Annotated in this window: 18 protein-coding genes; 14 read left to right on the forward strand and 4 right to left on the reverse strand. The window is 52.4% G+C overall.

Going from position 1 to position 23,913, the window contains the following annotated elements:
* Positions 1–134 precede the first annotated feature (134 nt).
* The 10 genes from H7F31_RS10520 (at position 135) to H7F31_RS10565 (ending at position 17,531) form a co-directional block, all read left to right on the forward strand.
* Positions 135–1,352, forward strand: coding sequence for a stalk domain-containing protein (locus H7F31_RS10520; protein WP_187104122.1), 1,218 nt, complete (start codon positions 135–137; stop codon positions 1,350–1,352).
* Between the two features lie 37 nt (positions 1,353–1,389).
* The gene (locus H7F31_RS10525; RefSeq protein ID WP_187104123.1) at positions 1,390–1,884 is read left to right on the forward strand and encodes a hypothetical protein; all 495 of its coding nucleotides are present in this window, start codon (positions 1,390–1,392) and stop codon (positions 1,882–1,884) included.
* A gap of 184 nt (positions 1,885–2,068) precedes the next feature.
* Positions 2,069–3,550, forward strand: a complete 1,482-nt coding sequence (locus tag H7F31_RS10530; RefSeq protein WP_187104124.1) for a hypothetical protein — start codon at positions 2,069–2,071, stop codon at positions 3,548–3,550.
* Positions 3,551–3,668: 118 nt separating this feature from the next.
* Complete coding sequence (locus tag H7F31_RS10535; protein WP_187104125.1) at positions 3,669–5,945, forward strand: helix-turn-helix domain-containing protein; 2,277 nt, start codon at positions 3,669–3,671, stop codon at positions 5,943–5,945.
* A 285-nt stretch (positions 5,946–6,230) separates the two neighbouring features.
* Entirely contained in the window at positions 6,231–7,145 is a 915-nt protein-coding gene (locus H7F31_RS10540) for an ABC transporter permease (RefSeq protein WP_315970571.1), read from the forward strand.
* A 2-nt stretch (positions 7,146–7,147) separates the two neighbouring features.
* Positions 7,148–8,014, forward strand: coding sequence for a carbohydrate ABC transporter permease (locus H7F31_RS10545; RefSeq protein ID WP_108996059.1), 867 nt, complete (start codon positions 7,148–7,150; stop codon positions 8,012–8,014).
* Positions 8,015–8,090: 76 nt separating this feature from the next.
* Positions 8,091–9,614 (forward strand): extracellular solute-binding protein, encoded by a 1,524-nt coding sequence (locus tag H7F31_RS10550; RefSeq protein ID WP_187104127.1) that lies wholly within the window; start codon positions 8,091–8,093, stop codon positions 9,612–9,614.
* 20 nt (positions 9,615–9,634) lie between these two features.
* Entirely contained in the window at positions 9,635–11,701 is a 2,067-nt protein-coding gene (locus tag H7F31_RS10555) for an MGH1-like glycoside hydrolase domain-containing protein (protein ID WP_187104128.1), read from the forward strand.
* Complete coding sequence (locus H7F31_RS10560; RefSeq protein ID WP_187104129.1) at positions 11,694–13,022, forward strand: FAD-dependent oxidoreductase; 1,329 nt, start codon at positions 11,694–11,696, stop codon at positions 13,020–13,022. The genes H7F31_RS10555 and H7F31_RS10560 overlap by 8 nt, the downstream gene beginning before the upstream one ends.
* A 96-nt stretch (positions 13,023–13,118) precedes the next feature.
* Positions 13,119–17,531, forward strand: coding sequence for an S-layer homology domain-containing protein (locus tag H7F31_RS10565; RefSeq protein ID WP_187104130.1), 4,413 nt, complete (start codon positions 13,119–13,121; stop codon positions 17,529–17,531).
* A 55-nt stretch (positions 17,532–17,586) separates the two neighbouring features.
* Here H7F31_RS10565 and H7F31_RS34565 read toward each other — a convergent pair whose 3' ends face one another.
* From H7F31_RS34565 to H7F31_RS34025, 3 genes are all read right to left on the reverse strand, one after another.
* Positions 17,587–17,841: a Spo0E family sporulation regulatory protein-aspartic acid phosphatase gene (locus tag H7F31_RS34565; protein WP_397374239.1), complete on the reverse strand. Its 255-nt coding sequence runs from the start codon at positions 17,839–17,841 to the stop codon at positions 17,587–17,589.
* 108 nt (positions 17,842–17,949) lie between these two features.
* The gene (locus H7F31_RS10575) at positions 17,950–18,873 is read right to left on the reverse strand and encodes a proline dehydrogenase family protein (protein ID WP_261800371.1); all 924 of its coding nucleotides are present in this window, start codon (positions 18,871–18,873) and stop codon (positions 17,950–17,952) included.
* 265 nt (positions 18,874–19,138) lie between these two features.
* Entirely contained in the window at positions 19,139–19,243 is a 105-nt protein-coding gene (locus H7F31_RS34025) for a sporulation protein YjcZ (RefSeq protein WP_087569570.1), read from the reverse strand.
* A 275-nt stretch (positions 19,244–19,518) separates the two neighbouring features.
* Between H7F31_RS34025 and H7F31_RS10580 the strand changes: the two genes are divergently transcribed.
* The 4 genes from H7F31_RS10580 (at position 19,519) to H7F31_RS10595 (ending at position 22,955) form a co-directional block, all read left to right on the forward strand.
* Positions 19,519–19,677, forward strand: coding sequence for a hypothetical protein (locus H7F31_RS10580; RefSeq protein ID WP_179215674.1), 159 nt, complete (start codon positions 19,519–19,521; stop codon positions 19,675–19,677).
* A gap of 175 nt (positions 19,678–19,852) precedes the next feature.
* Positions 19,853–21,181 (forward strand): extracellular solute-binding protein, encoded by a 1,329-nt coding sequence (locus tag H7F31_RS10585; protein ID WP_187104132.1) that lies wholly within the window; start codon positions 19,853–19,855, stop codon positions 21,179–21,181.
* Between the two features lie 22 nt (positions 21,182–21,203).
* Entirely contained in the window at positions 21,204–22,205 is a 1,002-nt protein-coding gene (locus tag H7F31_RS10590) for a CobW family GTP-binding protein (protein WP_261800372.1), read from the forward strand.
* Between the two features lie 108 nt (positions 22,206–22,313).
* Complete coding sequence (locus tag H7F31_RS10595) at positions 22,314–22,955, forward strand: hypothetical protein (RefSeq protein WP_187104133.1); 642 nt, start codon at positions 22,314–22,316, stop codon at positions 22,953–22,955.
* Between the two features lie 58 nt (positions 22,956–23,013).
* Here the strand turns inward: H7F31_RS10595 and H7F31_RS10600 are convergent, their stop codons facing one another.
* Positions 23,014–23,706 carry a hypothetical protein gene (locus H7F31_RS10600; RefSeq protein WP_187104134.1) on the reverse strand — a complete coding sequence of 231 codons (693 nt, stop codon included), beginning with the start codon at positions 23,704–23,706 and terminating at the stop codon, positions 23,014–23,016.
* Positions 23,707–23,913 lie beyond the last annotated feature (207 nt).

Genomic DNA, 23,913 nt, shown 5'->3' on the forward strand with positions numbered 1-23,913 from the left:
GCTATAAGGATGGCGACTGGGGCAGAAGACCCGCATCATGGCGAAGACATGACAATGGTTGTGACAACGTGTAACTGGTCTGACGGGATGAGGCGGTATACGATGAATTCGATCAGGCGAAAGGAGTTGGTAAAGTGGAGAGAAAAACGACGAAGGTGATGATCTGGCTGTCCTGCTTGCTCGTGCTCTTGGCCGGCATGGCGACGTCGGCAACTGCCAAAGCCGGCGAAATAAAGATTTATGTCGAAGGAAAGCTTCTGCAGTTCGAAGGCCAGCAGCCGCTGATCCGGAACGGAACGACGCTGGTGCCCTTCCGCAAGACGTTCGAGACGCTTGGCTACAAAGTGGAGTGGAACGCAGAAGAGAAGACGGCATCGGGGACCAAAACCGGGATAAAGATCGAGCTGACGATGGGAAGCCAGTCGGCAAAGGTGAACGGTCAAGGCGTTAAGCTGTCCGTACCGGCGCAAATCATTAACGGAAGCACGATGATTCCGTTACGGTTCGTATCGGAGAGCAGCGGCTATTTCGTTTCTTACAACAATGCGTCGGGCACGTCAATCATCGAGATTACCAAGGAAGATACGGTCCTCGAGCCCTATGTGGTAAAGGGAAGGGTTGTTAATTCTGAGGGCACTCCCATTAAAGGAGCATGGATTACGATCGACAACCAGCTGTTGTATGACAGCAACCTGCAGGCCAAGACGGATGACAACGGAAGCTACCGGATAGCGTTGCCGAAGGCGGCCACGACTTACATGGCATATGCCGATTTCAAAACCGTCTATGAGGGAGTCGAGCACAGCGTCGAGCTGACGGCGGACGATAACAGCCCGTTCGCCGGCAATACGGGCGCGATCCGCAATTTCACCGTCAAGCTTAACAGTTCTACCGGCACGGGCGGAAGCGGGGAAGTGCTGTTCTATATGATGGATTTGATCCATCCGCTTAACCCCATTGCCGAACCGCCAGATCGGGACGACGTGACGATAACGCTGGAGCCCGTGGGGACGATGATGGATGGAACCGTCGGCGGACCCAAATTGGTTAGCAAGGGAAGCAGAAACAACAATGGTTACGGCGTGCACAACGTTCCGATCGGCCAATACCGCGTCAGCGCCGTCTATGCGCCGCCTGGCGAGGAACCGCAGCAAATGCTCGTCAGAATCGTAACGAGGGGCGAGGATTTGCCCTTTGCGGAATCCATTGTGGCCGGCTTCAGAAGCATCACGAGCAAAATTCATGTGATGGAGCTGGAATTAAAGCTTAATGTCGTCAAACCGCCGAATGAAGAACCCGGCGAGTGGACTTGGGGCGACGAAGACGAAGAGGAAGAAGAATGGACCTGGTAATGGCGGGTTCCGATTATGACAAAGGGAGAATGAGGCAATGAAGAAGAAACCGGCAACAACGACATGGAAAAGGGCAGGGCTGGCAGCGACGGCGATGGCCTTGGTTTTCGCGATGGGATGCTCGAACATCGAGCAAGCCATCCAGGAAGCGGAGGAGGGAGAAGTGACGATTACGACCGGGGAAGGCAAGGAGGTTACGCTGTCCAGTAAAGCGGACATACCGGAAGGCTTCCCTTCCGACGTGCCGCTGCCGGATGAAATCGAAGTCACTTCGTCGATCAGCGGCAGCGATTCCATCACGGTGACGATCGAAACGGAGATGCCGTACGACGAAGCAGTCGCTCTGTATTATGACTATGCGCAACAAGCCGGCTACTCGGAGGTTAGCCGAATGGGAGACGATAATTCCATTCACTATTCCTCACAAAAGGGGACGGAACGATTTATCTTTACATTGCAGCGGGATCTGGAAGACAACAAGACGGTTACTGGAGCATTGGTGTATTCCAATAATCCTGAAACCGAACAATAAACGATAGTCGTCATGAATCCGATTGCCCAAGAAACCCTGCATCTTAAGATGCAAGGGTTTCTTTTCTATGTGATGAAAAGGGATGCGCATGTGCAACCTTCCAAGGAATGGAAACGTAAAAGTGTTGAGGAATGAAGCAACGGCATGTTGGATGTGAACATCGATCCCGAAGGCGGTGAAGAGGATGACGACCAAGGTTGGGCAAGCGGAAGTTTATAGAAAAATGAATTGGAGACTACTGATCGCAGCTTTGTTGGCGGTGGGCGCAATCGCGACGCAATGGCTGTATGGCAATCGATCGGATGCGATCTATGAGCGGGTCATGTCTCGTCAAGGGTATGATACGACCCTCGTTAAGGAAGGGATATCGACAACTTTCCTGCTGAAGCCAGAATGGATTCCGGAGGGCGTCGGCGAGGAGAATAAGCTGAACCTCGTACTAGAGAAGAAGTTTAATACGACGATTTTGCTGGAATCCGTAACGAAGCAAAATAACGATATTTATGTGCAATTGAACGCCATCCCTTCCATGAGCCTCAGGGCGGGTCGCTACTTGACGACTTCACTGATTCTGGATAACGGTTCATTCACAACCTCCGGAGCGGTAGAACGCTGGCAGGTGACGGACAACTCGGGACGCGATCTCTTGAATGGCAGTTACGGTGCGACTGAAGGTCCAAGTAATATGGCGGGAATTTCCTTCGATTTCGCGAATGAGGACGTATTGAGAGAAGGCGTAACGATTCGATTTGCCGGCTACAACTTATACGGCTACAGGCAGCATGACGGCGGGCTGTTGGCGTCTGCTTGGCTGCCGTTCTCGGGAATTGCCGTCCTGATCGTTCTGATCTTGCTCTACCGGCGCCGAGAGGAAGCGGAAAGGGGACTCGGCTGGAAGCTGGCCGGTTATACCCTGCTTGGCTGCTTTACCTTTTCTATTAACACTATTAAGCTTCCGCTGGGCTTTCTCGTCTATCTGCTGTTCTTCCGGAAGCCCGTGCCGAATGCCAGAACAAAGCGTAATGCGGCGCTGCTGGGACTAACCATCTATGCAACGGGACTCTTATGGCCTGCGATTTCGGAGGAGGTTGGATGGCGAGAGCGCGATGTGCGAATGGAGGCGATACCTTATGAAGCGCTTGGCATGGAAGGCATCTGGAGATCGGTGCTTGCGGAAACCTCTGTTACGGATCAGGCCAAAATTTCTTCCTTTGAGCTCGTGCGCACGAAGGAAGGCGATGTGCTGAAGGCGGAATTTCGTTTAGTAGATCGGGTAAACGACGAGTTTGTTTTCTCCGAGGTTGCGTACGACGGAGAGGGGAATCGGATGAAGTATTCTCCGCGAGGCTCCTCGGATACTTGGCTGCAGTACAACGAAGGGATGTATGCCGCCTTGTTCTTCGAGCGATTCGAGAAGCTGCGAATGCTGGATTGGCGACCGTCGGGAGATGATGCATACGTCATGCTGAAGCTGCTGGATGATCGGCCCGTCCAATACGCCATCAACGATGCTGTCAAATTCAAGGTCGACGAGGCAGGGATTCACTCCGTTGCGAACGATCAGCTTCCCATACAAGGAATGCTGTTCACCGTCGGAGGGGCGGCATACCCGGATCCCTCTAGCTGGGCTGGATGGACGGATTATTTGTTTAACGTAACGAATTGACTGGGGCGGTTAGAGCGCTAAGATCCTTTATAATGATTATAGCTTGATTATGGACTCCTTCCACAGCGTTTCCTATAATGGATAAACATATAGCAAGACGGCTATCAAAGGAGATGCTATGAAAAATCGTTCCGGCAAATATTTTATCCGTTTACTCTTATTTTGCCTGCTTATTGGATCCATTCCTGTTATTGTAGTGGGAATCGCTTCTTATTATATGTCCTCCTCCATCGTGCAGGACAAGGTGAATGAACGAAGCATGGATGCGCTGCAGCAAACGCAGCTCAGGGTAGAACAAATACTGAAGACGATCGACCATTCGGTTACCCAATATATTAGTTCGCCTTTAGTGGTTAATGCCATGTCATTGCCTTATGCGGCGGAGCATTATCAAATTTACAACGAAATGTACCAGAGCATGGTACGCAGCCAAACCTTCGAATTGACGATCAGCAACATGACGATTGTAAATTTAAACGGGCAGTGGGGAATAGACAATAACAATATCTTTACGTTCGCTGATCTCAAAAATTTGGATCAACTGCTTCGGTATGAACAGCTGCCGTCCTTTTCTGCATGGGTAACGAACAAAGACGATCGTTCGCCAAGTATCAGCCTGGTCAAAAAAATCCCGCTAAATTCGCTTAAGGCTAACGGACTTGCAATTGTTACGATTGCGGAGTCGGAGCTGTCTCGTTTGCTGAAGGAGGGGAACCAGAGCGGGACTGTGCTGGTGCTGGATAACGGGTATGAGCTGCTGTCGGAAGGCGGGGCCGCGAGGGGGCAACTCAGCCTCGATCCGTTGATTCCCGAACTCAAACGAAACAAAGAATCGACGACTCAATTCGACGTATCCCTGGATGGAGACGAAACCAGTATCATTGCAAGGCAATCCAGCTACAATCGGTGGACTTACGTGTCGGCCATCTCCATTAAGGATATGACCAAAGACTCGCGATCCATCGGTTGGGTAACGCTGGCTGCCTGCCTGTTAATGATCTTGTCGACATGCGGTTTGGCTTTGTTTGGCTCTCGTTCGTTTTATCAGCCCATTCGCCAGCTCGTATCCGCCATTGCGGCGAAGCCGGATGACCCTCATGCTGTGGAGACGAAGGATGAATTCGCTTTAATAGGGGCGCGACTGCAATCCATGCTGCAGAAGGAAGACAAGCTGTCCGCCCAAGTGGCGGGCAAGATCAGAGAGATGAGGCCGTTTTTCGTGCTTAAGCTCATCAGGGGCGAGGAGAAGAAGTCGCAGCTGCCTGCCAAGCTGAAGGAGTATGGCTATCCGGACGATTGGCAATGGCATGCCGTGCTCGCCATCCAGATCGATTCTTTGGACCATTCGAACTATCGGGAAGAAGATCGGGACTTGCTGTTGTTCGCTATCGCCAATATTGCGGCGGAGTTGATTCCTGCTCATGAACGGCTGGATCCCGTATTTATGGAACAGTCTTTAATCACATTGGTTGGGGGGAGCGAGAAGCGGGAGGAGACGGAGTACAAGTCTTGGCTGTTTGATAGGGTAGAACTCGTTCAAAAGGCCGTCAGCCAATATTTGAGCTTGCCGATCAGCATCGGCATTAGTCGGCCTCGTCATCAGTTGATCGATGCTCCGGCCTCTTGCGAGGAAGCGCTGGAGGCGCTTCGTTACCGAATACGGAGCGGCCCCGGATCCATCTTGTTTATTGATGATGTGAGACCAGGCGATAGCATAGCAGGCGTTTTCCCCCATCGGGCCGCCAAGGAGCTTTGCGATGCGGTAAAGCTGGCAGATTGGACCAGAAGCAAGGAACTGCTGGATCAATGTATGGCCTTGATATTCGGGGAGCAGGCGGATTGGCGCCAGTATCAGATGTCGTTAATCCGGCTATACACGATGCTGATGGAATTGATGCAGTCAAACTCCATGCTGCATGAATCAACGGATGGGTCCGTGTTTTCGTCGGATCAGGAGCTGTTTCACCAGATCTTGGAGCTTCAATCGCAAGAGACCATCCGGACCTGGTTTTATGACACCGTGATCGTCCCTTTAATGAACAAGATTGAGCAACAGCGCAAATCGCATGCGAAACAAATTTCCGATCAAGTCTTGCAAATGATCTATCAGGGCTTCGAGACCGAGCTTACGCTTGAAGCCTGCGCGGCGAAATTGAACTACCATCCCAATCATTTGGGCCCGCTATTTAGCAGGGAAACCGGAATCAGCTTTAGCGAATGCTTGCAGCAATACCGGCTGCAGATGGCCAAGAAGTGGTTGATTGAGACGGATATGAAGATCGGCGATATTGCCGAACGGCTTACGTATACAAACCCGCAAAACTTTATCCGCTTTTTCCGGAAGATGGAGAACATGACCCCGGGACAATATCGCCAACAGCATGTCGGGCAATAAATATTTATGACCCAAAAAACCAGACGCAGCGCGTGTAGCTGCGTCTTTTTTGTTTGGAGCGGACTTTTTGAACAACCTCATTAAGATGATTATAATTCCGGTTCTAATGATTATTAGAAGCGCCGCTATCACCACGCGTTCTGATGATTATACCCCGATTATAGACGCTCGTCTCCTCGCCGTTTAAGGTTAAAGCACGCAGCACAAGACGATACGTTCTAGCAAAGGTGGAGTTAGAAGATGAATCAAATCGAAAGCGAGCCGGCCCTTGCGGCGCCTGCCTACATGTCCAGGCGGCATCGGGTCGGTCGCCGGTTATTACGGGACAAATGGTTATACCTCATGCTTATTCCCGGCGTCCTTTATTTTGTCCTCTTTAAGTATGCGCCCATGTGGGGGTTGCTGCTGGCGTTTAAAAATTATCAGCCATACCTGGGCTTCTTCGGGAGCGAGTGGGTAGGACTGAAGCACTTTGACCGCTTGTTTCACGATCCCGTGTTCTGGATGCTTTTGCGAAACACGCTTATACTGGCCTGTTACAATATTTTGTTCTTTTTCCCGGCGCCGATCGTTCTGGCGCTTATGCTTAACGAGGTTCGGCGCGAAGCCTTCAAGCGAGTGGTACAAACGTTGATTTACGTCCCGCATTTTGTTTCATGGGTCGTCGTAGTCGGGATTGCTTACACCTTCTTCACCCTGGACGGCGGCTTGGTAAACGAGGCTATCGCAGCCATGGGTGGGGAGAAAATCAACTTTTTGATTAGTACGGAGTGGTTCCGCCCGATGATTACGCTGGAGGTGATATGGAAAGAAACCGGATGGGGGACGATTATTTTCCTTGCCGCCTTATCCGGAGTAGACCCTCAGCTGTATGAAGCGGCAAGGATAGATGGAGCAGGCCGCATGCGTCAACTGTGGCATATCACGCTTCCCGCGATCCGATCGACGATTACCATCCTTTTTATTTTACGACTAGGAACGTTCCTGGACACAGGCTTTGAGCAAATATTCCTGATGCTTAACTCGATCAATCGGGAAGTCGGCGAAGTATTTGACACTTATGTTTATACAGCCGGGATAACGCAAGGACAGTTCAGCTTTAGCACGGCCGTCGGATTGTTTAAATCGATTGTTGGATTCGTGCTGATCATTACCGCCAACTGGCTGGTCAAAAGATTCGGAGAGGAAGGAGTGTACTAGTCATGCATGAACGCAGTTTGGGGAATCGCCTGTTCGGCATTGCCAACGGCACAGTGTTGATCCTGGTGGCGGCGGTTATGATTATTCCCTTTATTTATATCGTTTTGATTTCATTTGCGACAGAGCAGGAAGTGTTGGCCAAAAGTTTTATGTTATTCCCAACCAAGTTCTCGCTGGCGGGCTATCGTTATATATTGTCGACGCCAATCCTGCTCCACAGCTTGTGGGTCACAATCGGCGTTACCGTTGTCGGCACGCTGGTAAATTTGCTCATGACTGTGCTTATGGCCTATCCGCTGGCGCGGAAGGAGTTGTACGGTCGTCGGCTGATCCTGCTGCTGGTCACTTTTACGATGGTTTTTAGCGCCGGAATTGTCCCTACCTTTCTGATTGTCAAAGGACTGCATCTTACGAATACGTATTGGGCTTTAATTATTCCGAGCGCGATCAGCGCATTTAATCTGATTATTATCAAAAACTTTTTTCAACAGCTTCCGGACGGTCTGGAGGAATCGGCCAAGATTGACGGCTGTAATGATCTCGGCATCCTGCTGCGTATCGTGCTTCCGTTGTCGATGCCGGCCATCGCCACTTTCGCGTTGTTTTACGCCGTCAACCATTGGAATACTTTTCTTAACGCCATTCTGTATATTAACGATTCCCGCAAGTGGCCCATCCAGGTGCTGCTGAGGCAGATTGTCATTTTGACGGAAAAAGGTTTATCGGATATGAGCGAGGCGCCGCCTCCGCCTTCCAAAATTATTAATATGGCCGTCATTGTATTCTCGACTGTTCCGATTCTGGCCTTTTATCCTTTCCTGCAAAAACATTTTGCCAAGGGGGTGTTGCTTGGCTCGGTAAAAGGATAATCAGCTCTACGGGTTAAAGGATGGGCTTGCCCGTCTTTTGATACAATTAACTCATCTAATCAAGGGGGACGAAGACATGTTGGGATTACCGCGCAAGCTGGCGTTTGTCGGGCTGGCTGCAATCGTGGCAACAAGCTTGGCCGCATGCGGACAAGGCAAGAAGGAGGAAGGGAGCGACGGCCGGTTTACATTTACCATGATGAACCAGTACACCTCGCCGGAGCCGCCGGGCGAAAATAACCCGATTATCAAAAAAATCGAGGAATATACCAATACCAAGATAGACGCAACCTGGATACCTGCCTCTGCTTACAACGACAAGGTGAATGTATCCATTGCTTCCAATGATCTGCCCCAAGTACTCATGATTCAGGATACGAAATCGTCGTCGATCATTAACGCCCAACGTTCAGGCATGTTTTGGGAAATCGGGCCTTATCTGAAGGACTACCCGAATCTGAGCAAATATAACGGCAACGAAACGGTATTAAACAATATTTCCGTGGACGGCAAAGTTTACGGTCTGTACCGTGCAAGAGCGCTGGCGCGTCAAGGCATCGTCATCCGTCAGGACTGGCTGGACAATCTGGGTCTTGAACAGCCCAAAACGATCGATGACTTATATAACGTCATTAAGGCGTTTACGCTAAACGATCCGGCAAAGACGGGAAACCATGACACGTTCGGTCTTGTGGAAGCGGAAGATTCCAGCAATGGCGCATCGGCAGTCGGGTTGACCGGCTTCCAGACGATTTCGGCTTTCTTTGGAGCGCCTAATCAATGGGAAATACGGGACGGCAAGGCTGTCCCGCAGTTTATGACGCCTGAAAATATGGAAGCTATGAAATTTTACAAGAGACTGTATGATGAAAAGCTGATTAATCAGGATTTCCCGGCTACGAAAACAAGCAAGCAGCAGGAGCAATTTTTCCAAGGCAAAGCCGGCGTTATCTTTACGACGCTTGACTTCCTGATCACTGGCGGCAATGAGCTTAAGAAGGCGAATCCGGATGCCAAGCTGGATATTATCAGCCGGATTGAGGGGCCGGAGGGCGAGCGGGTATTTGCTACAACGGGTTATAACGGCATGTTTGTGTTTCCAAAAGCAACGGTCAAAACAGAGGAAGAGCTGAAGCAGCTTCTTGGTTTCTTTGACAAAATCGTGGATGAAGAAATGATGTACACGTGGACTTGGGGGATCGAGGGAAGCCATCACGCGAAGGATTCTTCCGGAGAGCCGTCCATCACCGACCAGACGGCCTATTCCAACGAAGTATCGCCTTTAAAGCAACTGCCGTCTTATGACGGAGCTTTGATGATCTGGAAGGGCAAAGGCGAGGCGGATAACAAGTTCCGCCAGATGATGCAGGATAATGAATCCATCATCGTGTCGAATCCGGTGGAGCCGCTCATTTCCCAGACTGCCGTGGAAAAAGGAACAGAGTTGAACAAAATTATTACGGATGCTCGCATTAAGTTCATTATCGGCACATTGGATGAGGACGGCTTCAACAAAGAAGTAGAGAAGTGGAGAGCTCAGGGCGGCGATCAAATTATTGCGGACTACACGGAGCTTTACGCCAATCAGGCCAAGAAATAACGTTGAAGGAGTTTAGCACGATGGCAATGGACACTTTACAGCAATTTGCTTTTGATATACGCAGAAGCCTGGCCCCCAAGGAACATATCTGGGTAGGCAGCGGCTATAGTACGACAGCCCCGGAGCGGAGAACGGTAATGGGCGTGCGCGGATGTTACGCGCCGCCCTATGCGGCGAAGGACCTTCAACTGTCCGTAGGGCTGAGAGCGGATGGGCATGATATTGCGGACAACGGCCATTTGGGCAAGGGTGACTGCGGCCTGTTGTATGCGGAGGAGATCTGGCAGCCGGACCGGATTGTCCGACGGGGCACTTATCATCACTTTGTCGCGGACAAGCTGCTTTCTCTGGGAGTGGACAGCGAATTGGTGCCGCTTGCAGGCAGCCATGGTTTTGTACTAAAGGTGACGGTTCGCAACCGCAGCGGAAGAACCATAACGCTTGGCATTGCGCCGGAGGTATCGCCAGGCCGGCCGATCTATGCCAACTACGATGAATGGGACTATGGCTGGCCCGAAGCGGCAGCGGAGCAGGCAACCAAGTGCGATCATCCGGCTCATGCTTGGGAGAACAGTCAGGTAAGGGTCACGCTAACGAGCGAAGGTCAATTAGAGACGGTGCTGGCGGAGGGGGAGTCGCGGACGATACGTTTCTGCGTCGCAATGACCGCAGCCGGCACCCCTTTCCTTCCGGCCGCCGCGCTGGCAACGCTGGAGGATCAGACCCGGCGAGTATGGGAGCACCGGTTGTCCGAGGCCGGTCGTCGGCTGCCGGTCCTGCAATCCGATATCCCTGGGCTCGAAGAATATTACCGGCGTTCCATCGTGAGCGGTCTGATCTGTCTTTGGGACAACCCCGAATTTGCCATGCAGCCTTTCCCGGTTGTGTCCGGAATCGAGGGAGCCGGCATTTGCTGTTACCCATGGGATGTGGGCGGATACGCGGCCAAAACAATGGGACTGTTATTAGGCGAGGAGAAAAGCCTGGAGCTGGCCGGGTTGATGGCTGACAGCGGCGTTGACCGCCATTCCCGTTTTGCGCCTAGCGGCAAGGGAGCCAATGTCGCTTACTCCTACAGTCTTTGGTCCTTTATTCATTTTGCATGGAGCGCCATTCTTCTATATGGCGAGGGAGGCCGAAAGTTGTTCCCCGTCATGCGTCAATTAATGCTGCAAGACGATCAAAGACTTCCTCAGACAAACGACTTGCTGGATTACGGCTTTCAGCATAATCTTCTGGAAATGCGCGGCGCCGGCTACGAACATATTGTTGCCAGTCCCAATGCCGAGCGCGCATGGAGCTATGACAGACTGGCCCAGCTCGCGGAGCGGCTGGGGGAGGAGCGGGAAACGACGGAGCAGTGGCGAGCCAAGGCGGAGACGATTCGTCAGTCCATTCGCCGCCATCTTTGGGATGAGGAGAAAGGATGGTTCAAGGCCGTATACCCTGATGGGCATGAGGAGTTTATCTATTCCATCCAATATTTCGATGCGCTGCGCTTCGGGGCATGTACGGAGGTTATGGCGGATCGTATGTTCGAGCAGGTCAGGGAGGGAGCGTTTCTTGGCGCCTACGGTGTAAGCAGCGTTTCCGCAGAGGATGAGCTTCATTACGAGCAAAATGATCCGGATTGGTCGGGCGGCGGCTCCTATACGGGAGACGGTCCCATGCTGGCGCTGACGCTTTGGGAACAAGGCAAGGATACGGCGGCATGGGATGTGTTGAAGCGGCATTTCTGGATGGGCCGGCATTTGCCTTATTATCCGCAAGAGCATTATTGCGATCGGCCGGCCATTCCTGCCCACAAGCGGGCCAATGTGGTGGCCGGATTGTCCGGGGCGGAGGCGCTCCTGTTCGGCATGGCGGGGATCGAACCGCAGCTTGACGGCAGTCTGTGGATTCATCCAAGACCGCCCGAGGACGGGGATGTGCAAGTCAGCGGCTTCCTCTTCCGCAATGATAACTTTGATATTCTCATGCGTCCCGGCTACTGCCGAATTTCCCGCAATGGCATTGCGATCTATGAGGGAACGCCTCGCCGTGTATTGGCAAGCGGCTTGGAAGAGAGGGGAGCGGCTAATGAATAAAGAAACTTGCAAGTTTGATATTATCATAGCCGGCGCGGGCGTTGGCGGCATAAGCGCCGCTCTTGCCGCGGCAAGGCTGCAGCAGCGAGTGCTGCTAATCGAGCAGGCGGATGAAGTCGGAGGCACCGGCGTCTTCTCCAGCGTATCGCTTATTTGCGATTTTCGCGATCGCGCCGGCCGTCCGATTAACAGCGGCATTCACCGGGAACTATTTCCCGCCGCCTACACCCATTACAGCGAACAAGTTGTGCCAACCTATGACGAGCAGCAGTTAAAGGCAAACTATATCAAGCTGCTTGGAGCAGAGCCCCTTCTGACGATATGGACGGGGAGCGCGGTTGTCCAAGCCGACATGCGGGATAACCGGATTGCTCAGCTGCATATCAGCGGCAAACATTCGGGCATCGTATCCGCTCCGGTCTATCTCGATGCTACCGCGGACGGCAATTTGTCGGCTCTGGCGGGCTTATCCTACCATCTGGGCCGGGAGAGCGACGGCAAGCTCCAGTCCGCTACGGCGACGTTCAAGGTGAGCGGCTTCGATCGGTCGCTGCTCCAGCAGCCCGATATTCGGTTATGGTCCGCGATCCATTCGTTAAGACGGGAGCTTCTTCCCTTTTATCGGGAGTTGAAAGAGGCTGGGGGCACCAACAATCCGCGAACCGGCGTAACTTGTTTCCCTTACCCGGATGGAGAGGCGCTTTTGTTCAACTCTACCTCGGTATTGGAGGTGGACCCTACCAAGCCGGAGACCGTCGAGCGCGGCATAGAGGAAGGAAGCAAGCAAGCAAAGGAACTGTTCGCGGCTATTTGCCGACATCCGGCATTTCAACATGCGAGGCTGGACTATATCGCTCCCAAGCTCGGCATTCGAGAGGGGCGGCGCATTGTCGGCGAGTATGAGCTTACCGCGGAGGATTGTCTCGGCACCCGGCGCTTCGAAGATATGGTGGCGGCCTGCGCTTATTCTCTTGATATTCATGATCCTGAAGGCGGTACGACGCGGCTTGAGCGTATTCCGGAGCCGGGATATTATCATATCCCGTACCGTTCCTTGATTCCGAAAGGGGCTGGCAATCTGCTGCTAAGCTCCAGATGCATCAGCGGAACGCATGAAGCGCACAGCTCTTACCGGATTATGGCCTCGGTCAGCGCGATTGGCGAAGCTGCCGGAACGGCAGCGGCCCTGTGCGTATTTCAAGGGCTGACGGATGTAAGGCAGGTCAAACCTGCCCATATCCGGTTTATTCTTCAAATGAGGGGTCAATTTGTGGAAGGTTCGGTGGAGCGGGTATCGCTGCCGACTGCGGCATCAAGTTAGTTTAGGCGGAATGATAGAAGGGCTGGAGGGGGAACATGGCAAGCTTCTCCTTCCTCCCGGTTACATTCCGATTATAAAACGGGAGGGAATAGGAAAATGATGAAACAACCGTTGCCATTCCGCAAATTTGCAGCTGCGCTGGCTAAGCCGGCTAAACGGGGGCTCAGCGTGCTGCTTGCAGGGTTGCTGACAGCCCAGTGTTTTGCGGCTGCTGTTTACGGTCAAGAATTGGAAACGCTCACAGGAGAGGGGGCTGAGAGTGTCGACTCGGTCGATAACGATGCCGACTTCTTGCGACCAGTCCAGGTAACGCCGTGGGACGAGTTTAAAGCCGGTTTTGGCTCCAGCCAGCATGGCGTTGCCCTGCAGACGGATGGCATGGAGCTGGATGGGACAATAGCGAAGTGGGAATCGTTTGCACAGCTTCAGTTGCCGGCAAGCGATGCCCAAGTGGAGATGTCGGGTTGGGCTAACGCAGAGGACTTGTCCGCCCATGTCTATATGGCCTATGATGACGACTATTTCTACTGGGCGGCTCAAGTGATCGACAATAACCATACCCCCGTTGCCGGCAGTACGATGTGGAGAGGGGACAGCATTCAATTTGCCTTTAGCCCGGACGGCACTTATGGACCGGAATATGGCATCAACTTTATGGATGGCCAGGCTCATGTGTGGCAGTTCAGCGAAGGGAAGGCCGTGGCGGGAGCGGATCAAATTGCAGCTGCGGCGACGCAGCTTGGCAGTACCATTTTGTATGAGGTAAAGATGCCCTGGAATACAATCTATACAGGAAAGCCGGATGGCATACTTCCGTTTACCTTGCTCTTTAACGATAATGACGGAGCGGGGCGTCGCGGATGGATCGAATGGACGCCGGGTATAGGCAAAGCCAAGAGTCCCGGTTCCCATGGCAAAGTGCAGCTGGTTTCCGCAGACACGCCCTGGAGCTTCTGGGTAGATGGACCGAAGGAGCTTGGCAGCGGATCCGCAGGCGAATATAACGTTTCTGCGGTAAATTGGGGCAATGAGGAGATCAGCCTTCGGTTATCTTCCATAATGACGAACATGGACCAGGAACTGGTCATTCCTGCCCGGTCAGTAGCAGAGATAAAGACGGAATTTGCACCAACGAGTGCCGACGACTATGCGCTCGACTTTACTTTAGCCGAACCAGGAGGCAATAGAACGCTCACCGAGATTATCGATGTAACCGCTATCATGACTTCGACAGAGTTAGAAGGCATGTTGGATGCGGTTGTGAACAAGCTGCCTGTGCTTGAGCAATTGCTGCTCGCTGCGGAAGCGCAAGGTTTGTCTACGGATTATGAGCGAATCAACTATACGGTAATCAAAGAATTCGTAAAATACGGAAGAGAGGACATAGTCGGAAACAGACTCGGACGGGCTTATTATGTCGCCGTGGAGCTTGAGCGATTGTACGGCGAAGCGGAGTCCCGACTTCAGGGTTATTTGGACGGCACGGTCCTGCCGCAGGATGTCCCGCGTTACGTGAGCGGAAGGCCGGCTATTTCCGGTTACTCCTTTATGGGGGACACAGCGGTAAGAAGCACCGGCGCGGTCGAAGAGCGGCCGATCTTCTTTACCGGCTACGGCCACTTTGGCAAAGTGCGGGAGGATATCCCTATATTCCAGGATTTGGGCAACAATATTATTCAGATCGAGATTGGACCAAGAGATGTCATTTTGGACAAAAAGGATTTTGTAAATCAATTTACGGTAGGCCGTTCGGGCAATGTAAACGCAACCGCAGCTGCGGTGGAAGGCGTAAGTCATTCGGGAGACGTTTCATTGCAAATTGCAAATGCGTCGCCCATACAGCCCAACGTATATGTAAATGTAGCCCAGACGATCCCGGTCGAGCCCAATACGACCTATGAATTTCGGGTTTGGGTAAAAGGGGAAAATGCCAAAAACACGTGGTTTCCCGGAGGGGCGGCGATGAAACAGCGCAAGTCTTTCCCGAGCGGCACCTTTGATTGGCGGGAGGTTGTGTACGAATACACGACCGGCGCTCAAGAAACCAGCTATAAATTAATGATCGTGTCAGAAAATGCGGGTACGATCTGGGTGGACGATCTTAGCGTGACCAAAGCGGGCAGCAGCGAAAACATCGTTAAAAATGCCGGATTCGAAGATTTGGGAGGATATTCGGAGGATAAGGATTACGTCATCTCCACTCGCAAGCTCGAATCGGACATTCAACAGGCGCTGCAGCGGGCAGAGGACCATGATATAGCCGTTAATTTGCTTATTTCTCCTCATTATTTTCCGGCTTGGGCGTTAACCAAGTGGCCCGAATTGAACGTATTAAACAACGGTTTTATTAAATTCTCCTTATTTCATCCAAGGGCCAGGGACATCATAGAGGATTATTTGCGGGCGTTGGTCCCGGCAGTGGCGGGCTACGAATCCTTGCATAGTATTACGCTGAGCAACGAATCGGTTTATCAGACGAATAAGGATGCTTACGCTTTACCGTTTTGGCACGAGTATCTGGAGGAGTTGTATGACGAAGATATAGCGGAGCTTAACGGAATCTATCAGAGCAGCTATGCCTCCTTTGACGAAGTGCCGATGCCCGCTAATGTGACCGCCAGTCCCTGGTCCTATGATTATGTCGTTTTTAACCAGGATTATTTTGCCCGCTGGCACGAATGGATGGTCGATGTGATCCATGAGTTGTCGCCGGATCTGCCATTGCATGCCAAAATTATGGGCGATCCGCAGGGAAGTCTGTCATGGGGAGTCGACATAGAACGTTTCTCTGCGTTCAGTCAAATTAATGGCAATGATAATTGGAATTACATCAATGAGGGGCCGAAAGGTTTTATGGAGGAACTAAGCTTCTATGATATGCAAACCTCCTTCAAGCAGGCGCCCGTATTTAATTCCGAGCATCATATCATTGCCGACGGCGATAAGTTATACACTCCGGAGCAAGCCAAACATTTTCGCAGCGTTCTTTGGCAAAGCGCCATACATGGACGCGGCGCTTCTACGATTTGGATTTGGGAGAGAACCTATGACGAATCATCCAGTCGGGAGGGGAGCGTCCTCCACCGTCCGGATGTTGTGGCCGAAGCGGGGCGCACCAATCTGGATCTAAATCGTTTGGCTTGGGAGATTACGGCATTCCAGCATGCCAAACCGGAAGCGGCTCTTCTATACACGGTTCCCGCCGGCATTTTTTCCGGCGATTACTCTACGGTTACGATGCGAGCGTATGAAGCGTTATCGTATAGCGGACATAAAACAGGATATGTCTCCGAGAAACAGATCGCGGAAGGCGCGCTTGCCGATTACAAACTGCTGGTCGTGCCTTATGTGACACGGGTTGATCCAGCTACTCTGGACGGAATCAAAAGTTTTATCGATCAAGGGGGACGAGTGCTGCTGATTGGCACGCATGCGCTCAGGCTTACGCCTCATGGAGAGGAGCCGGCGACTGCGGATCGGCAATATATTTTTGACCACTCGGATAAGATTACGGCCGCAGATTGGACGGCTTCGCAGATTCGAGCATTTATGGAGCCTATTCTGGATAATATGAACCCTCAGCATGTGAAGCTGATTCAGCCTTCTACCGGAGAAATGCCTTACAACGTAGAATGGCGCAACGCAACATACGAAGGCAAGATGTTGTTAAACGTTGTGAATTACGGACCGGAAGCCGTGTCGGCCAAGGCGGTAGTCGGCGAGCGGGCCGTCACGCAAATGACGAATCTGATCACCGGGGAAATTGTGGATGAGACCGTTATAACGTTAGCGCCGCTAACTCCTTATTTGTTCTCCGTGGATGGATTGGAGGAGCCTGAGGTTGAACCGACAAATCCTCCCTCGTCGCCTCCGCCAACGAATATCGTTGTTTCTCCGGTCCTTCCGGATGAGAGCGAGGAGTCGGAGGAGCCCGTCTCCGAAACGAATGAACAGCCAGTCGTGCCATTTAACGATACGCCGGGACATTGGGCTGAGCAACAAATTAACGAGGCAGTGGCGAAAGGAATCGTCAGCGGTTATCCGGACAACAGCTTCCGTCCTGATGCCGATGTCAGCCGCCAAGAGTTTGCCGTTTTGCTGATGAGGGCGATAGGAGAACAGATGGATATCGATGAATCTGCGCAGTCTTTCTCTGACGGGGAACAAATCGGCAGCTGGGCGCGGCAAGCGGTAGCCGCTGCTGTGCAGACCGGCATTATTAGAGGATATGAGGACGGAAGCTTCCGTCCGAAAGAGAAGATCAGACGGGCAGAAATGACGGTGATGATCGTCCGCGCCCTGCAACTGCCCATTCTAGCCGACGGAGCAACTTCTTTTGATGATGATGCGAACATTGCTGATTGGGCAAAGGGTTACGTTGCGGCTGCAGCGAGAAGCGGGATCGTAAACGGGCGAAGCGGCAACAGGTTTGTGCCGAACGATACTTCAACGCGAGGAGAAGCAACGGTTATGCTCGTCCGGATACTACAATCGTTAAATAAACGATAGGCCAAAGTTGAAACGGCAGTCCTCGCCCTTGAGCGTCGACTGCCGTTTTTAGCATTTATCCCGCCATTTTATTTTTGGCTTGGTTGCCAAGTTGCAGTTGATCTACATCCTTCCAACTTACCCTGCATCCACTCTCATTGCAGGAATCGAATAAAGGACATAATCGATAGTGAACTAGGGCATCGTCAAGACGTTGACTGGCTTCCAGGACAGGAGGGGCAGTGAAGGATCCGTGGTTGTCGAACGTAAGTTCCATGATTTTGCGAAGCTGTTCAATTTGATTGCGGCACTCGCATATATTCATAGACATTCGTCTCCTTCGTGATAGATTGCTAGGTCGATAGAGGTTTTCTCACTATTTTACAACAAATAACGTTTAATGGCTATAAGTGGAAGGTCCGGAGTTTTGACAATCCTGTTACCTCACGAGATTGCGCAGGACTAACCATAGATTGGCGGGTTTTTCTGCCAGGCGCCTCGTGTAATACGGATACCACATTTCGCCGTAAGGAACATAACAACGTACCCTATACCCTTCGCGGGCCAGCTTGGTCTGCTCCTTCATTCTTAAACCGTATAACATCTGGAATTCAAACCGCGATGTCGGAATCCCCCGTTCAGAAACGTATTTCTTGACATAACCGATAATGGCATCATCATGGGTGGCGATAGCAACATAGGCGCCGTGGTCCAAATGGAGCCGAATGAGCCGCTTAAACTGCTCGGCAATCTCGGTGCTGCTCTGGTAGGCAATGGAAGGCGGTTCCTTGTAGGCGCCCTTAACAAGTCTGAGAGGGATGCCTTCCTCTAAGCAGCGCTTCGCGTCTGACGCCGAACGGTGCAGATAGGCCTGAAGGACCGTGCCGACATTGTTCAGCCCTTCCTCGCGAAGACGGCGTACGATAGAGTAGGTTGCTTCCGTAAAAGGCGAATCCTCCATGTCGAGCCGAACGAAGTAGCCGAGATCTGCTGCATGCCTCGCAACTGCCCGGATATTGGCGAGCGACGCCTCGGCGTCCAGCGCCAACCCCATCTGGGTGGGCTTAAGGGAAACGTTGGCGTCCGATCCTTGCTCCGCGATGCCGTCCAGCAGCTTGATATATGCGTCGCGATAGCCTGCGGCTTCGGAAGCAAGCGTCACTCCTTCGCCGAGATGATCCAGCGTTGCCATAATGCCCATGTTGTTTAGCGCCCGCACTTGTTCGAGAGCGTCATGCAAATGGCGGCCGGCGATAAATCTGGAGGACAGCCGCTTGCCGTATTTGATCGTCATTGCTTTGACCGTTTTGTTGCCCGCGATACCCAGGAGACATCTTCGATACCAATCCGCGCCGATAGCCACCTTTGACTCCCCCTTATGACGTCCAACGCTTCGAGGCAGCTGCTTTGTCAGACTGCCCCCTGGTGAACGACATTTCCTATAGTGCGTGTGCAACAGCCTCTTATAGAAGATATGCGGCAGGAGTCTTGCCCTATTAGCGCCTGAGGGCTTGTCCCGTCTGACGAACAGGAAAGACCCGCGACGCGGGGTGCGGGTCTCTCGCCAGGATGGCTGCTGCGATTCATGTCCTCATGCATGGAGGATACGATTCAGACATGGGAGGGGATTAGTACCATTTGAAACCAAAGCTGCAAGCGATAATCACCAGCAGAATGAAGAGAACCAGGATGGCTCCGACGTTATTATAAGCACCACCAACGCAACCGGACATTGTTACATGCACCTCCTTACGTTTTGAGTACTCTGTAGGTTATGCTCCCGAGGCATACGTTGATTGGGTATTTGTTCCCATGGCATATAACTTGGGCGAACGCCCGCATTGCGGGACAAGGGTGGGGTTTAGCTCGGACAAAGGCCGTGACGAGTCGCGAGAGGTGAGGGCTTCGGAGCAAAATGTGCAAACGCACAATTTTATCAAACGCCTATACAATCGGGTGAAATATACATAGGATACTGTACCTTAACATTAAAGGAGCTGAAAACTTCATGAATTATGCAGCAAACGTTTCTGGCGGAGCTAACCATCACTACCCTGTCGCAGGTGCAGGTTGCGGTAATGTAGGCGGCGCATTTAACAACGTCGGAGCCATCCTGGTTCTCTTTATCCTTCTGGTCATCATCGTAAAAACACTCTGCTGCTACTAATCTCTGCCGATCACTAGCTGAAATAGCGTGCAAAACCCTCAGGCGGTCTTCGCTTGAGGGTTTTACATGTTGCGGAGATCGTTCCGTGCGATTCGACGAAAAACGGAGAAAGACTCCACATTTCGACACAATATCTTTATAATGGATAATAGAAACAAAGGGGGGACGAGTTATTTTGAGAAAACCAATCGTAAGCGTAGGCATAGGGGTCATCCTTCTAGCTGTTTTAGCTGCTTGCGGTACCAATAATGATGAAGGAAAGGAAGCGGGCGCAGAGGAGAAAACACAGATTACGTTATGGCATAACTTTAATGGGAACGATCTTCGTTCGTTGGCGATGCGGAGTCTTATAGAGGCTTTCCAAATAAATAATCCGCAAATCGAGCTAAAGGTGGAGAAGTTTGTATCCGACGGATACCGGGCGAAGGTTATGGAGGCTGCGAAAGCGGACAATCTTCCGGATGTGTTCGTGATGTGGAGCGGCTCCATGACAAGCGATTTTGCCCAAGCAGGGCTGATCCAGCCCATCAATGAATTGCTGGGCGAATACCCGGAATGGAGAGACGGATTTATGCCGGGTTCGCTGGAGGCGTTTACCGAGGGAGGAAATACATACAGCGCGCCAATGGGACTTACTCCGACTTCGATATTGTATTACAACAAGTCGATCTTTTTGGAGCAGAAGCTGACCGTGCCTCAAACATGGGAACAATTGCAGGATGTCATCGGCAAACTTAACGACAAAGGCATCACGCCAATCGCATTAGGCAACAAGGCGGGCTGGGTTGCGCAATCAAGCATCTTTAGCTCGCTTGCGGATCGGGTTACGGGCACCGAATGGTTTATGAAGGCTATAGCTCAAGAAGGAGCAGCGTACACGGACCGTGTTTTTGTTGATGCCTTAACCTATATGCAGGAGCTTGCCGAGGCTGGCGCGTTCCAAAAAGATTACGCCAACATGGATAATCTGGAGATGGAGCTGCTGTTCGCGCGCGGAGAAGCGGCGATGATGATTGACGGAGGCTGGGCGCTGACGAATATGGCGGCGAATGCGACGAATGAAGAACTGCGGCGGATCGGCGCAACCGTATTGCCATCCATGCCTGAAGGTTTGGGGAACAGCCGGTCCGTGTCCGGTGTCACGGGCATCGGCATGGGACTCAGCAGCAAGGCGCAGGATAAGCGGAAAGAAGCGGCGCTTGCGCTTATATACGCGATGAGCGGTCCCGAAGCGCAGCGTAAGACGCTTGAGAGCAATCAATTGGTAAGCTACAAAATCGATTTGGACAGAAACAAGGTGTCGTCCATCTTCGCGGAGGTGTACGAGTTGGTGACCAGCGTTGAATTCACGCCTGTTTATGACGTTTATTTGTCCAGCGAGACGGCGGAGGTCCTAAATGAAGGGCTTCAAAAGCTGCTCGCGGGAACGGCCGAGCCGGAGGAGGTAGCGGCGAGCTTGCAAGAGGCTCATGTCAGATCCGCGGAGTCAGCCCGGAGCGAGTAACAATAGAGAGAAGGAAGAGCTTATGGAGAACCTGAGCGAGGCTGGCGAATCAATCGCGATGCGCGCGATACCGGTCTATGTGCTGACGGGATTCCTCGGCAGCGGCAAGACTACTCTGTTGACGCGGCTGCTGGAACGGTTGAAGTCGGAAGGGAAACGTCCGGCTGTCATCATGAATGAACTAGGCGATATTAATCTGGACGGCCAACTGGTGGAGAGGGACGTGCCGATGGCGGAGATGCTGAGCGGGTGCATCTGCTGCAGCATGCGAGGCGATCTGGGGCTTACGATCGATGGTCTGATCGGACTGCATGGACCGGATGTCATCGTGATCGAAGCAACGGGCGCCGCCAATCCCATGGAGCTGCTCGACGGCGTGACGGAAGCGGCGATGTACCGGAAGGTGGAGCTGAAGTCCGTTATCGCGGTAGTGGACGGTCCGCAGCTATTAGCTCGCGGGCGCGACGGCAAAGGCCGCACGTTCAAGCTGATGCGCGACGGGATTCGCTGCGGCACGGCGCTCCTGCTTAACAAAGCCGACAAGCTGGCTCCCGAGGAGCTTGTCGAAGCGCAGCAGTTGATGCGCGGCATGAACGCCCATGCTCCGATTTTGCCTACGGTCCGCTGCGATACAGAAGCTTGGGACTTGTTGTTTGGCACCTCTCAGGATGCTGCTTCGCGTGTTCCTGAGGGTACTGTGGGGACTCATGTTCATGAACATAGCCACCAGCATGTAATGGCGTTGACGCATTATTGGCGTGGTCCCGTCGACAGCGAGGCGTTCGAGCGGCTGCTGGGCGAATTGCCCGATAACATCTATCGGGCGAAAGGCATCGTATCGTTCTCGGACACCTCGCGCGGCAGTCGGTTCTTGTTCCAATATGCGTATAAGGAATCGGACTTTATCCGGATCGAGCCGCAGGGAGAAGTGCTGGATGTCGCCGTGTTCATCGGCGAACACTTCTCCAGAGAGGAGCTGCTGGGCAAGCTGCGCACGTTGGAAGAAGCGGAAGATAAGTCATAATTTGTCGCATCATGTCTATACGCGGTAATGGTTGGATACAATAATCGGAGATGGGACGGCATGATTGTCCCTGCCAATCCATACGGTATAGAAGGGTGAGAGACGATTATGATGTTCAGCAAAATATCGGTTGCGTTGGCGACGGCACTGCTGTTGTCCTCCGCATATGGCATGACTTCCGAAGCAGCCGTCGAAGGACCGCTGCTCGCTCAGCACGCGGAAGGCGAAGACGGTCATCGTCACGGCGAGATGTCGCGCAAGGAATTCGAGGCTTACCGACTGGAGAAGCTTCGCGAAATGGCGGCTTACTTCGGCTTGAAGACCGACGGCAAGTCCGCGGATCAGCTAAAGCAAGAGCTTAAGGAAGCGCGCAAAATCAATCCCGAGAAATGGGAGGCGTTCAAGGCGGAGCATAATGCGAAGCGATTGGAGCGCCTGCAGGAGATTGCCAAGAAGCAAGGCATTGCGACGGAAGGCAAGACGGCTGAGCAACTCCACAAAGAGCTGAAAAATGCGCACGGCGGCAAGTGGCCGGGCCGCTCCAAGGATACGCGCAAAGAGCCCATGCCTTCCGCAACAGTCGCTCCGGCGCCGAATCCGGCACCGACAACAGCGCCGACCGCCGCTCCTACCGCTATGCCCAAACCCGACAAAAAAGATGGAGAATCTGAGGGCAAGGGTATCGAGAAACAGGGGGAAGCGGGCAAAGGAAAGGTCGAAAGCTTGCAGGATTCCCAAAAGAGCAAATAAAACCTATTCATCAGAAAAAAGGCATGAAGCCGGGTAGATCCGGACTTCATGCCTTTTTTCAGATCGTCCACTGGGAATGAACGATACCGCTCAAGTACCAGCCTCCCTCATGCTGTTCGAGCACGAGAATCAGGCTTTTCCAATCCATGCCCTCGTATTGCTCTTCAAACCCGCTGAAGTGATAGTCCACAATGTAGCTGCCGGGGAACGTTTCTTTCATGTTAGGCTCTGTGTTGCCGCTGCTCAGAATTTCGTCCCAGCCGATCTTCTCGGCATTGACGAAGTCTTCGTCATAAACGAACTTTTTGTAATAGTCGCCGAAGGTGAGCTCGATCGGTTCGCCGGAGCCGTCGAAGGAACCCCATACATATTTTTTGTCATCATTCGTCGTTGGAAGCTCAGAGGCGGGAAACGTCTGCGCTTTCTCCTTGTCAATGTGGGCATAAGGCGAGAACAGAAGACCGTTCTGCGGATGGACGAAAGCCTGCAGAGTCTCCATGTCGGCATCCTTAAGCGTCAAAATAATGGCTGCTGCTGCGTCCTGCGGCGTCGCGAACAACGGACTTTGTTTCTCTTGGCCGCTTGTTCCTCCGTCGGCAGGGGTTGTCGCCTGGGCGCTTGCGGTCGGAGACGGCGAGCCTGATTGTTCCGTTGGATGCGGAGTCTGCGAAGATCCGTTCCCGGACGCGCAGCCCGTCAAGCCAATCGCGAGGATGGCGGCCGTACATAAAGTAATCCATGTTTTTTTCATGTTATAGCACCTGCTTTCTGGATCATATTAACAAGGTTGCACTACAACTTACAGACGAGGGCTGTTGGCGGAAAGGTTGCATGACTTGGCGGCTCGGCGGAAATAATTGACCGCTTGTCAGAAGTCGTGTTGTTTGTTAGGATGTATTTATTAAGTAAAATTATTAACTAAACATCAATTTAATATCAAAATCGGATATACGCGGGA

Origin of the sequence: Paenibacillus sp. PAMC21692 (genome assembly GCF_014303795.1) — a bacterium.
In the GTDB taxonomy this organism is placed as follows: Bacteria; Bacillota; Bacilli; order Paenibacillales; family Paenibacillaceae; genus Pristimantibacillus; species Pristimantibacillus agaridevorans.